The sequence below is a fragment of the Devosia elaeis genome, assembly GCF_001650025.1.
Classification (GTDB): domain Bacteria; phylum Pseudomonadota; class Alphaproteobacteria; order Rhizobiales; family Devosiaceae; genus Devosia; species Devosia elaeis.
Window position 1 is genome coordinate 83,744 of record NZ_LVVY01000067.1, and the last position, 12,614, is coordinate 96,357.

Below are 12,614 nucleotides of genomic sequence, written 5' to 3' on the forward strand. Positions count from 1 at the left end.
AGCCTCCATCGAATGCACAAAGGCCCCGCAATGCGGGGCCTTTTCATTTGTGGCTTTGGTGGTGCGCTAGAGGAAGTTCACCAGGCTCAATTTGCTGACCATCGCGGTCACCTGGTAGCTCGCGGTCAGGCGTGTCTGGAGCGCCATGATCTCCATGGCCACGTTTTCCTTGCTTACCGTTTCGACGTCGCTGAGCAGGTTGTCCAGCTGCGCCTTGTAATTGGTGTGACGCTCCTGGGCGGCATTCATGGCCGACCAGGCGACGCCGATTTCCATGGCGACGAGTTCGATCGACCCCCGCTCGACATTGCGCGCTTCGGACAATTCGAGCTGCTGGCGACGCGCCATGGCGTCGAACCGATGCTTGGCCGGATCGAGATCGGGCGCGTTCGGATCGCTGGCATTGGTGATTTCCGGATAGGTCTCCACTGACATGGCCGCGAACGAGCGCATCATGCGCAGATAGCCGCTCTCATTGGCCTGCATGCCGTAATTGACACGACCGGAATCCTCCACCAAGGCGCTGACCGATTGACGCGGATTGCCCTCGGCATCGGCCGCCGCCTCGGTCACCGACCGCAGCATGGCCTTTTCGAAATTGGCCGCCGTTTCCTCGACCGAGCCGCCAATGGTGAACTGGCCCGGGCCGGCCTTGCCCGACACGGCGGTCAGGGTAACCTCGCGGCTGCGATTGCTGGGCGCAGGCTCCCGCAGCGTCAGGGTGATGGAATCCCCGGGCTGCTCGGTGCCATCGAAGGCGACGGACATCGAGGCGGGGCTGCCCGCCACATGGGTGGTGGCCGGGCTGGTGCCGCCATCGGAAACCGTCGTCACCGCATTGGCGATCCGAAAGCCATGGGCCGCCGAAACGGGCACTTTCTCGGTGAGCGAAACCTGAGCCGTGGCGGTCAGCGCATCATAGGTACGGCCTGCCTCGAGGCGTCCCATGCCTACGGCCGAAACGGCAGCGCTCTGGCCGGTATACCACATGATCGTGTCATTCGGGCTGGCCACGCGCAGGGCGGTGGCCGTCGCCGGATCGCCACTGACGCGCAGCACCGGCTCGCCCGCCGCGTTGAAGAAATTCTCCGCGGCCGCGAAGGTCGAGGCCGCCGCCAGCTCGCTCTCGGCGACCTGTTCCAGCCTGGCGTGAAACGCATCGGTGAAAGCCTGCGCGGTCTGGGCCGCGGCGATATCGGGATCGTCGTCCGCACCGATGACGAACTCGCCGGGCGCGCCGGTGGCATTGGCGGCATCGGTCGCGGTCAGGGTGATCTGCGTCTCGGTGCCATCGGGGAGCGTGAAGCCCATGGTAATGGTTTGGCCGGGACGGATCTGCTCGGCCGGCGGCGGTGCGAAGGTGATGGAGACCCGGTCGCCCTGCGGCGCGACGCCCGGCTGCGGCTGGGTGACGCTCACCGCGCCGCTCGTCGTGCTGATGGTGGAGAGCTTGAAGCCGAAGGGGTGCACGCCATCCTCGGCCACGGAGACGATATGGGGCGTCAGGGGGTCGATGCTGGCCCCGAGGCGCCCCCGCCCGTCGGCACCGGCATCGGCTGCCTTGCGCTCCGTCACGATGGTCTGATAGCCCGCCCGGCCACCGGCGCCGAAAAGCAGCGTATCGGTATCGGGCAGCGGCGCCTTGTCGGTCACCGCACCGCCGAACAGGTAACGCCCGCCGACGTCGGAATTGAGCATGGTCACCATCTCGTCCAGCCGCGCCCGCGATTGAGCCGCGATGGTGGAGATGTTGATGTTGTTGGTACCGTATTGACCCTGGCGGGCGGCATTGCGCGCCTCGCTCTCGATCTTGTCCATGCGGCTGAGCGCATTGTCGTAGAAGGTCAGGCGCAGCGACACCTGCTCGATGCTGGCATTGTATCCGGAAATGGTGCTGAGCCGCGAGCGCACCGAAAGCGAAACCGGCAGGTCGCGCCCCATATCGGCCAGGGTCTGAGCCTTCATCCCCGTGCCAAGCTGCATCTGCAGCATGGCGAACTTGTCCTGCATCTTGGAGATGACCCCAAAACCGGTCTGCAGGGGAAACATCGACTTGTTGACGATCATGATGCCCTACTCCCTCAGGTCGACCGGAACAGCGTATCGAGCAATTCCTTGACCACCGCCACGATGCGGGCATTGGCGGCATAGGCGCTTTGAAGCTCGGTCAACCGCGCCATTTCCTCGTCCATGTTGACGCCGTACTCAGTTTCCATCTGGCTGGTGATCGTGTCCAGCGTCAGCAGGCGGTCATCGCGTTGCGACAGGGCCGAGCCGATCGTGGTGCCCTGATAGTTCAACACCTGGCCGATCAATTGCTCGACATTGCCATTGAGCGGATGGCGCCCGGCATTGGCCGCCGGCGTCGTGCCCGAAACGAAGTTCATCGAGCTCAACTGCTTGAGCACATATTCCGGCCGGGCGGCATCGCCCAGCGTATGGTCGATATCGTATTGCACCAGCAGGCGATTATCCGACAGGACCGCGGGATTGATCGTGATCCGCGCGGCAAAACCGAGGATTTGCGGGGGATTGGTGTTGCGGTTGCCGGTGAAGGGGGTGCCGCTCTGGTCCACGAACAGTGCCATGGCCAATTCGCCGGTCTGCATGCCCCCCGCAGTGCCGCGGCTGGTGAGGCCGGTCACATCGCGAATGCCGCCAGTGCCGTCGTCGAGCACCTGCAACTGCCCCGCACCGGGACTGGTGATCTCGAGGCCAGGCAGCTTGGCATTGAGGATAGCCGCCGCAGCGCCGGCATCGGACAAGTCCACCGAGATCACCCGCTGCCCGCTGGAATCGATGAAATCCTCGCCATCGGTGCTGTGGACGATGCGAACCCGCTGCTCGGCGCCGTTGACGGTATAGGTCAGAGAGACGTCGTTGCCCGGCTGGAGATGGGAAATTTCGGACACGAGCCCGGTGCGGCCGCTGCCATCGCTGGCGGCGCTGCCAGGCGTGGTGATCGTCGAAAAGGCCGATGCGAGAGCGGCAGCGATTTCGTCGAGCTGGTTCTGCGCTTCCACCAGCGTCCTGTCGCGCAACTCGACCAGGCCGGCCAGTTCGCCGCCCTGCAATACGCCCTGGCGCACGAGGTCGATGGTCAGCCCCGACGGCGTGACCAATTGCAGCGTGCCGACGCGGCTGTCGGCGCTGTTCGTGTCAGCTAGTGCGCTCGGCGACAAGGCACCGGCCGAGGTGAACTGGAAGGTGCTGACGCCATTGTCGATCAGCCCCACGCCGGACCGCGTCATCAGCGACACGGTGCCGTTGGCGCGATAATCGGCCTGCACGTCGATAATGCCGGCCACGCCGGCCACCAGCCGGTCGCGCTGGTCGAGCAAGGCGGCGCGCGCTGTATCGGTCATTCCCAGATCGAGCAGCCGGTTGTTCACCTCGTTGAGCGAGACAAGCATCGCATTAACTTCGGTGACATTGTTGGTGATCTGGGTTTCCGTCTCCTGGCGTAGCTCCTGGACCATGCCCGAAAGCATGTTGAGCCGTTGCGCCATGGCCTGGGCCTCGGCAACGACATTAGCCCGCGCGGGATAATCGTCCGGGCTCGTGGCCAGTGCCTGGAGCGAATTCTTGAACGAGCCGAACATCGTATCCAGCGAGCCGCTGGAACCCGGCTTGCCGAGGAAGCCTTGCAGCTTGTTGAGATAATCGCCGGTCACCGCCGCTGAGGAGGCGTCGGAAACCTGCCGATTGTAATAAGTCTGCAGGCTCTGATTGAAGGCCCGGTTGATGCCGACGGTGCGCGCATAGGACGAATTGGCCGAGCTGTAGTCGACGACGTTCAGCGTCTGCCTGTGATAGCCCGGCGTGCCGGCATTGGCCACGTTCCGGCTCAGGATCGAAATCGAGTCCTGGCTGGTCCGCAGACCCGAAACGGCATTGGAAAGCGACGAAATCAGACCCATTGCATGCCCCCGAACCAAAGACGGTCCGGGGCCAGAGCCCCGAACCCATTATTCAGCACGCGCCTAGCGCACCATGCTCAACGCTTCCTTCAGCATCTCGTCGGCAGTCGAGACGATGCGCGTGGACGCCGAATAGGCCTGCTGGGTGATGATCAGCTTGGTGAATTCGTCCGAGATATCGGTATTGGACGCTTCCAGCGCCCCACCGATAATGCCCGAGCCGGACAGGTCGAAGATCGGTTCGCCCGATTCCGCCGTCGACTGATAGACGCCGCCATCCAGCCGCTTCAGCGAATTCACGCCATTGAACTGGGCCGTGGCCACCTGCGCCATTTCGATGCGTTCGCCATTGGAATAGGTGGCGACCACGCGGCCGGAATCGGTGATGGCCACGGAAAGGAATTCGCCGGCGCCATAGCCGTTCTGGTTCAGCGTGGACACGCTCACCGTGCCGTTGACGTCGGCAAACTGGGTAATGCCATTGACCTGGTGAGCCAATTCGACATCGCCGATAAAGACGCCATTGACGGTCAGGTCCTCGATGGTGACCGAAGGCTTGCCCGCGCCCACCAGCGAGCCACTGCTGTTGAACTTGTATTGCTCGGGCGTGGGCGGATCGCCGGCGGTCACCGCCTTCCACTCGACGCCGGAGCCAGCCGCATTGCTGTCGGACATATAGAAGAGCTGCCAGGTGTCTTGTCCGCCGGCGGCGGCGCTGTCGACCTTGGCCCAGCGCAATTGCACGTTCACGGGCGCGCCGTTATGGGCATAGACAGTAATGGCGCCGCCCGAAATGGACTGGGCAACGAAATTGTCGGCCTCGTCAGCCGTGATGGCGAGCACGTCGGGTCGCGACGGCGTGGACGAAACGCCGGTTACCGCCAGCGCATCCGCGGCCGTGCCGGAAACGCTGAACGAAGCGTGATAATCCGATCCGAGATCGACCTCGAAGACACCATTGGCCACGCTGATATTGACGTCCTGCGCCGCCCCACCCGTATTCCGCAGCACGGTCTGAACTTCCGCGGCCACCTCCTCCAGCGTCTTTCCGGCCAGGTTGATGGCCGTGCCGCCGGACGGAACCGGATCGGCATTGTCATGGAAGACGAAGTTCGTCGGCTTACCGTTGATGGTGAAGCTCATATTGCTCAGATCGGCAATATGATTGATGGCCGGATCGGTCCCCACGACGGCCGTGGTGCCGGCAACGGCAGCGGATTGCCAGGGGCCGGAGCCGTAATGAGCGGACTGGAGAAGCTCGCTGTTATAGACGTTCTTGTTGTAATTGGCCGTCTTGGGCAATTGCGACAGGTTGGCCTGGTAGTTGATCGTCTTGGTGACGTTGGCCGGCAGATAGGCATTGGAGAGCTTGATCACTTCCGGCACGGAGCCGGAAATATTGCCGGTGGCCGGATCGATGGGCAGCCCCTTGAGATAATAGCCGGCGCCATTGACCAGCAGACCGTCCTTGTCGATCTCGAAATCGCCGCGCCGGGTGAAATAGTTCGTGCCGGCGAACACCGAATTGCCGTCCGACTGGCCGACCTTGGGCTCGACCACGAAGAAGCCATTGGCATTGAGCGCGATATAGGTCTCGTTGGCGCTGGTCTGGATGTCGCCCTGGAGATTGTTGGTGGCACGGGACTGCGCGAGCACGGCGCCCGGCACCTGCGACTTCAGCGGCGCATCGGGGATGAGATCCATGAAGCTGGTCTCCATCCGCTTGTAGCCCACGGTCTGCGAATTGGCGATATTGCCCGAAATATTCTCCAGCGAGTGCGCCTGCGCCCGCAGGCCGGTCACCGCACTGGAAAGAGCCCCATAGATACCCATCTGTCACTCCGTAAACCCGGTCGCGCCCCGTGACGCATTCGGACCGATCAATGCAAAGGCAGTGCCAAGTGACCCAAGCATTGATTTCATTGATCTTTTCGCGGGGCGCCGCGCAAAATGCGGCAACAAGGCGGCAAGAGAGTCCGGGCCATGGGGCAGATTTTGCCGCCTGCTTGTGAAAGCCGGACCATTCGCGTAAATCGGCTGCTGACACGCCAAAGGGACGAACCGGGCCGCCATGCTGTTTTCCAGCGTCGATGAATTCGTGAAAGCGCCGCGCCGCGCCGTGACGGTGTTCGGCATGGCCGGCGTCGGCAAGACGCGGCTTTCCAATATGCTGCGCGCCAATCACTGGTTCCATTATTCCGCCGATTATCGCATCGGCACGCGCTATATGGGCGAATTCATCGTCGACAACTTCAAGCGCGAAGCCATGAAGGTGCCGTTCCTGGCGCAGCTGCTGCGTACGGATTCGATCTACATTTCGTCCAACATCACCTTCGACAATCTCGACCCGCTGTCGACCTATCTCGGCACTCCCGGCGATCCCAATCGCGGCGGCCTGCCCCTGCCCGAATATCAGCGCCGGCAGGAACAGCACCGCGTCGCCGAGATCGCCGCCCTGGGCGACCTGCCCTATTTCATCGAGCGCGCCAAGGCGCTCTACGACTACGACAATTTCATCGCCGATACCGGCGGTTCGCTGATCGAAGTCATCGATCCCGCCGACCCGGAAGACCCCGTGGTCAGGACCCTCGCCGAGCATACGGCGCTGATCTACATCCGCGGCACGGAAGAGAACGCGGCCGACCTGGTGAAGCGGTTCCGCAAATCGCCGAAGCCGATGTATTACCGGCCGGAATTCCTCCTGGAGAAATGGGCCGAATACAAGCTGATCCAGGGCATCCACGACGACAATGACGTGAACCCCGCCGGTTTCGGCGCCTGGGGTTTCGAGGCGCTGCTGCATAACCGTCTGCCCCGCTACCAGGCGCTGGCTGACAATTTCGGCTATGTCGTGGAAGCTTCGGACCTCGCCATCGTCCGCGATGGCGACGAATTCGTCGATCTGGTCGCCGCTGCAATCGAGAAGCGAATGCGCTAGCGCGTCTTCCGGGACACCCGGAAGACGCGCCAGGCTTGAATCGTTTTCTCATTGCACCCAGCTAAGAGGCTGTCATGCCTATTCGAATTCCCGATAACCTGCCCGCCAGAAAGACCCTCGAACAGGAGGGCGTCTATGTCATGGATTCCAGCCGCGCCGCGCGGCAGGACATCCGCCCGCTCGAATTCGGGCTCCTGAACCTGATGCCCAACAAGGAGCGCACCGAGACCCAGTTCGCCCGGCTGATCGGCTCCACCCCGCTGCAGATCAATCTCAGCCTCGTGCGCATCACCGAGCATCAGTCCAAGCACACCCCGGAGGAATATCTCAATTCCTTCTACCAGACCTGGGAAGAGGTGAAGGAGCGCAAGTTCGACGGCTTCATCGTCACCGGCGCGCCCGTCGCCAACATTCCCTTCGAGGAGGTGCGCTACTGGCCTGAAATGCTGGAGATCATGGAATGGACGCGCACCAATGTGCACCATACCATGTTCATCTGCTGGGGCGCGCAGGCGGCGCTGCACCATTTCCACGGCACGCGCCGCTACCGCATGGACAAGAAGGCTTTCGGCGTTTTCCGTCACCAGGTCCTGAAGCCCGGCTCGCCCTGGCTGCGCGGCCTGTCCGACAGCCCGATGATCCCGGTCTCGCGCTATAACGACATCGACCGGGACAGCCTCGGCGACGGGCTCGATATCCTGATCGACAATCCCGAGATTGGCCTGTGCATGCTGGAACGCAAGGATGGGCGGGCGGTCTATTTCCTCAACCACCTGGAATATGACAACCGCTCCCTGGCCGACGAATATGATCGCGACATCCGGGCCGGGCTCGATACGCCACCACCGGCCAATCTCTTCCCCAATGGCGACACCAGCCGTGAGCCGGAAAACCGCTGGCGCAGCCATGCCCATCTCCTGTTCCAGAACTGGATCAACGAGATTTACCAGACGACGCCCTACAGGCTGGATGAGATCGGCGCATAAAAAGGGGCCCTGCAGGGCCCCTTCTCCTTTGCGGCATGCGGCCGATCAGACGGCGATCTTGCCGCCACCCTGCTTGGTGACGACGACAACGGACGGACGAACCGGCATCGCATCGTCAAAGTCCGGCCAGCGGGTGGACAGGTCTTCGTAATAGGACGGACGGCCGAAACCTTCCCAGTCGTCGCCACCATCGCCCGGGTGCTGCACGGCAAGAAACAGGGTTTCGCCGTCATCGGTGAAGACCGGTCCGCACATTTCGGCGCCTACCGGCACGCGGAAGAAGAGCTTTGAGGTCGCGCGCGCGTCCCCTTCGGTGTCCACGGCCCAGAGGCCATCGGTGCGGCCCGTAGCCGAAGGGCTGTTGCCGTCCGTCGAAACCCAAAGGCGGCCATCGCTGTCGACGGCGCAATTGTCCGGCATGCCGAACCAGCCATTGGCCGTGGTGTCGGTCGAGAAGGTCGCGCCAACTTCGGCAATCGAGGGGTCGCCGCACTTGAGCAGGATTTCCCAGGTGCCGGTTTCGGCAGCGAAATCGCCACCGGTTTCGGCAATCTCGATGATGTGGCCAAAGGCGTTCTTGGCCGTCGGATTGGCGGCGTCGACCTGATCGGCCTCGCGGCGGGTATTGTTGGTCAGCATGACATAGACCTTGCCATTGCTGCCATTGGGCTCGATGTCTTCCGGACGGTCCATCTTGGTTGCCCCGAGCAGGTCGGCGGCGCGGCGCGTTTCGATGACCACATCGGCCTGGCTGGCAAAGCCGTTCTCTTCGGTCAGCGGACCCTGGCCGTGGACCAGCGGCATCCATTCCATGCTGCCGTCTTCTGCAAACTTGGCGACGTACAGCGTGCCTTCGTCCAGCAGGTCCATATTCGCGGCCCGGTCGTCGGGGTTGTAGGTGCCCGCCGTCACGAACTTGTAGACATAGTCGAAGCGTTCGTCGTCGCCGAGATAGAACACCACCCGGCCGTCCTTGCTGACGATCGACTCGGCGCCTTCGTGCTTGAAGCGTCCAAGCGCGGTGCGCTTCTTGGGCACCGAGTTGGGGTCCATGGGATCGACCTCGACGATATAACCGAAGCGGTTCGGCTCGTTCGGCTCCTTGGAGACATCGAAGCGGTCGTAGAAATTGGCCCATTCATAGGAGCCTTCCGGCAGTCCCAGGCGATCGTAATTGGCCGCTTCCGGATGATCCGCAGGCAGTTCACCGCCGAAATAGCCGTGAATGTTCTCCTCGGCCATGATGTAGGTGCCCCAGGGGGTCACGCCGCCCGCGCAATTGTTGATGGTACCGAAGACCTTGGTGCCGGTCGCATCGGCATTGGTCTTGAGACGGTCGTGGCCGGCGGCCGGACCTGTCAGCAGCATCTCGGTTTCGGCGGTGATGCGGCGGTTGTACTGGCCGTCCTTGACCACCTGCCACTTGCCGTCGACCTTGCGGATTTCGACGATGGTACCACCATGGGCCATCAGCTCGATATCGACCTGCTCCTTGGAGAGCGGGTTCATGGTGATCTCGCCTTCGGCAAGGGTCACAAGGCCCGGGAACATCAAATGCGGATTGGTATATTCGTGGTTCACCACCAGGAGGCCATGCTCGTCCGAGCCGTCCAGGGGGATATAGCCGACATAATCGTTGTTGTAGCCGAACTGGCGCGCCTGGGCGGCAGCGCTCTGATTGGCCGGGTCGAATTCGGGGGCATCGGCAAACAGCCCATCGCCCCAGCGCAGCAGCACATCGGCGTCGTAGCCTTCGGCGACATGGTGGGTCTCGTCGATGCCGGCCTCGACCTCGGTGAACGAGAAGGCGGAATTGCCGGCGGCCTTGGCGTCGCCGGCGGTCAGGATGGCCAGCGGGCTCACGGTAGCGGCAATGGCCGAGACGGCGAGCGACCCCTTAAGAAAGCCACGGCGCGAAAAGCGCGCGCTGATCAGCTCGCCCATGGTGGGATTGGCGGACATGTTGCGCGGCTCGGCGTCCGCGGCTTCGAGTTGGGAGGTCTTGAAGATCGGGGTCTGGTCGTTCATCGGGTGCTCCTCACAGCAACCGCCTGTCGAGGCGGACCGGCAGGAGGTAGGCGCTGCGCCTGACACGCCCGTAACAGCGCAATGACAATTGCATGACGACGCATCGCCCTTGCATTGCCGGTGCCAGGCCCTACCTTGCAGAAACCAGAGGAATTCAGCCTTGCCGCAGCCGCCGACCCATATTACCGACGAACTGGGCATCGCCCTGTCCAACCTCGCCGACAGCGCCACCGGCGTCTTCACGCCGACCCTGCGCCTGGGCGTGACCGGGCTCAGCCGCGCCGGCAAGACCATCTTCATCACCGCCCTGGTCCATAACCTGCTGACGCAAGGGCGCCTGCCCGGCTTCGCGCCGCTGGCCGATGGCCGCTTCATCGGCGCCCGGCTGGCCGAATATCCCGACGCCACCATTCCCCGCTTCGCCTATGAGCAGCACCTGGCCGCGTTGACGGCCAATCCCCCGACCTGGCCGGAAAGCACCCGCCGCATTTCCCAGCTCCGCATCGTGCTCAAATACCAATCGGCCAAATGGTGGTCCGGCATGACCGGCCCGGCGACGCTCAATCTCGACATCGTCGATTATCCCGGCGAATGGCTGCTCGACCTGCCCCTGCTGGGCCTCAGCTTCGCCGAATGGAGCGCCGAGGCCCTGGACCGGGCCCGCCAGCCCGGCCATGCCGACGAGGCCGCCGAATTCCTGCGCGAGCTGGACGGCACCGATATCGGCAAGCAGGCCAACGATCCCGACGCCGAGCGGCTGGCCAATGCCTTCACCACCTATCTGCGGCGCTCCCGCGAGCATGGCGCGCTCTCGACGCTGCCCCCGGGCCGCTTCCTGCTGCCCGGCGACCTCGAAGGCTCCCCGGCCCTCACCTTCGCGCCCCTGCCGCAGCGCCCGGCACAGGCGCGGAACAGCCTCCATGCCATGCTGGAGAACCGCTACGAGGCCTATAAGGCGCAGGTCGTGCGGCCCTTCTTCCGCGACCATTTCGCCCGCCTCGACCGGCAGGTGGTGCTGGTGGATACGCTGCGCGCCCTCAATACCGGCCCCGCCGCTGTCAGCGACCTCGAGACAGCGCTCACCGCCGTTCTCGCCTGCTTCCGCCAGGGCGAAGCCAATCCGCTGCTGCGCCCCTTCTCCCGCCGCATCGACCGCATTCTTTTCGCCGCGACCAAGGCCGACCACGTCCACCACACCAGTCACGACCGGCTGGAAGCCATTCTCAACCGGCTGGTGGCCAGCGCGGCCAAGCGCGCCCGCTTCGCCGGCGCCCAGACCCGCTCCATCGCCATGGCCGGCATCCGCGCCACCAGCGAGGGCACGATCCGCGAGCATGGCGAAACCCTGCCCACGCTGATCGGCACACCCCTCGCGGGCGAAATGCTCGACGGGACGACCTATGACGGCAAGACCGAAATCGCTCTCTTTCCCGGTGACTTGCCCGAACGTCCGGATTCATTGTTCGAGAACGGCCAGCCCGTTGCGCTCAACTTCCTGCGCTTCGCCCCGCCGCAGCGGCTCGAACGCAATGCCGCCGGCGATCCGGTCCTGCCCCATATAAGGCTCGACCGGGCGCTCGATTATCTCATCGGAGACTGGATGGCATGAAGCGGCCCGTGGCACATACCATTACCCGGAACGACGAAGCCGGCGAAACCACGCGCGCGCCCCGCGCCTTCACCCCCGACCGCGCCGAAATCGTCGAGATCGCCTTCGAGCCGGAGCCTGATCCGGAACTGATCGCTCCCCCACCCCGCCGCATGGGCTGGATATCGCGGCTCGCCTGGACCACGGGCGGCATCCTGGTCTCCGCCGGCCTGGGCCTGGCCGCCGACCGGCTGATCCGCGACCTCTTCGCGAGCAATGAATATCTCGGCTATATCGGCCTGGGCGTGCTCGGCGCGTTCATCATCGCCATCCTGGCCCTGGTCCTGCGCGAATTCCTCGCCCTGCGCCGCCTGCGCGTCCTCGATGCGCTCAAGGCCGATGCCGCCCGCGCCGTGGCCGACAATGACCGCAAGCGCGCCGGCGCCGTCGTCGATCATCTCAACGGCGTCTATGCCGGCCGCGCCGATCTCGCCCGCGCCCGCGACACCGTCAATGGCCACCTGCCCAATCTCTTCGATGGGCACGAGGTCGTCACTCTGGCCGAACGCAGCCTCATGGCGCCGCTCGATGCCCGCGCCAAGGCGCTGACCGCGGCCTCCGCCCGCCGGGTGGCCCTGGTCACCGCCGTCTCGCCGCGCGCTCTCATCGACATCGCCTTCGTCATCTATGAAAGCATCCGCCTCGCCGGCGCCATCGCCGCGCTCTACGGCGCGCGTCCGGGCTTTTTCGGCTTCCTGCGCCTGTCGGGCTCGGTGCTGGCGCATCTGGCCGTCACCGGCGGCCTCGTGCTCACCGATGGCGTGGTGGAGCAACTCGTCGGCCAGGGCCTGGCCGCCAAGCTCTCGGCCCGCCTCGGCGAGGGCGTCGTCAACGGCCTGATGACCGTGCGCGTCGGCATCGCTGCCATGCGCGTCGTCCGTCCCCTGCCCTTCGAAACCCTGCCCCAGCCCATGGTGCGGGATTTCATCCCCGAACTGGTCAAGGTGACGCAGGATGCGGGGAAAAGCGGCTAGGCGCCGATCGTCTCCAGCTCTTTCAAACATCCTTCCGCAACGCGTGCCGAAGCGCCGGACGGCATAAAAACCTCCGGGTTCGAAACGTCGATGGAAGCCCCGAGGCGGATTCCGCCTCAG

Annotated in this window: 8 protein-coding genes; 4 read left to right on the forward strand and 4 right to left on the reverse strand. The window is 64.1% G+C overall.

Features of this window, described 5'->3' with window-relative positions:
- Window positions 1–66 precede the first annotated feature (66 nt).
- The 3 genes from A3840_RS05360 to A3840_RS05370 form a co-directional block, all read right to left on the reverse strand.
- Complete coding sequence (locus A3840_RS05360; RefSeq protein ID WP_067453022.1) at window positions 67–2,067, reverse strand: hypothetical protein; 2,001 nt, start codon at window positions 2,065–2,067, stop codon at window positions 67–69.
- 14 nt (window positions 2,068–2,081) lie between these two features.
- On the reverse strand, window positions 2,082–3,920 hold the full coding sequence (flgK, locus tag A3840_RS05365) for a flagellar hook-associated protein FlgK (protein ID WP_067453025.1): 1,839 nt from the start codon (window positions 3,918–3,920) through the stop codon (window positions 2,082–2,084).
- A 63-nt stretch (window positions 3,921–3,983) separates the two neighbouring features.
- On the reverse strand, window positions 3,984–5,753 hold the full coding sequence (locus A3840_RS05370; protein WP_067453027.1) for a flagellar hook protein FlgE: 1,770 nt from the start codon (window positions 5,751–5,753) through the stop codon (window positions 3,984–3,986).
- 238 nt (window positions 5,754–5,991) lie between these two features.
- Between A3840_RS05370 and A3840_RS05375 the strand changes: the two genes are divergently transcribed.
- Window positions 5,992–6,858: an ATPase gene (locus tag A3840_RS05375; RefSeq protein ID WP_067453029.1), complete on the forward strand. Its 867-nt coding sequence runs from the start codon at window positions 5,992–5,994 to the stop codon at window positions 6,856–6,858.
- Between the two features lie 74 nt (window positions 6,859–6,932).
- Window positions 6,933–7,844 (forward strand): homoserine O-succinyltransferase, encoded by a 912-nt coding sequence (locus A3840_RS05380; RefSeq protein WP_067453032.1) that lies wholly within the window; start codon window positions 6,933–6,935, stop codon window positions 7,842–7,844.
- Between the two features lie 45 nt (window positions 7,845–7,889).
- Here A3840_RS05380 and A3840_RS05385 read toward each other — a convergent pair whose 3' ends face one another.
- Window positions 7,890–9,872, reverse strand: coding sequence for a PhoX family protein (locus A3840_RS05385; RefSeq protein WP_067453035.1), 1,983 nt, complete (start codon window positions 9,870–9,872; stop codon window positions 7,890–7,892).
- Between the two features lie 160 nt (window positions 9,873–10,032).
- Between A3840_RS05385 and A3840_RS05390 the strand changes: the two genes are divergently transcribed.
- Window positions 10,033–11,481: a YcjX family GTP-binding protein gene (locus A3840_RS05390; RefSeq protein WP_067453038.1), complete on the forward strand. Its 1,449-nt coding sequence runs from the start codon at window positions 10,033–10,035 to the stop codon at window positions 11,479–11,481.
- A gap of 8 nt (window positions 11,482–11,489) precedes the next feature.
- Complete coding sequence (locus tag A3840_RS05395) at window positions 11,490–12,494, forward strand: YcjF family protein (protein ID WP_245676552.1); 1,005 nt, start codon at window positions 11,490–11,492, stop codon at window positions 12,492–12,494.
- Window positions 12,495–12,614: the final 120 nt, after the last annotated feature.

Excerpts from the sequence above, each read along its gene's own strand:
- A3840_RS05360 (WP_067453022.1), bottom strand. The coding sequence starts at position 2,067 with ATGATCGTCAACAAGTCGATGTTTCCCCTGCAGACCGGTTTTGGGGTC.
- A3840_RS05380 (WP_067453032.1), top strand. The coding sequence starts at position 6,933 with ATGCCTATTCGAATTCCCGATAACCTGCCCGCCAGAAAGACCCTCGAA.
- A3840_RS05370 (WP_067453027.1), bottom strand. The coding sequence starts at position 5,753 with ATGGGTATCTATGGGGCTCTTTCCAGTGCGGTGACCGGCCTGCGGGCG.
- flgK (WP_067453025.1), bottom strand. The coding sequence starts at position 3,920 with ATGGGTCTGATTTCGTCGCTTTCCAATGCCGTTTCGGGTCTGCGGACC.
- A3840_RS05385 (WP_067453035.1), bottom strand. The coding sequence starts at position 9,872 with ATGAACGACCAGACCCCGATCTTCAAGACCTCCCAACTCGAAGCCGCG.
- A3840_RS05375 (WP_067453029.1), top strand. The coding sequence starts at position 5,992 with ATGCTGTTTTCCAGCGTCGATGAATTCGTGAAAGCGCCGCGCCGCGCC.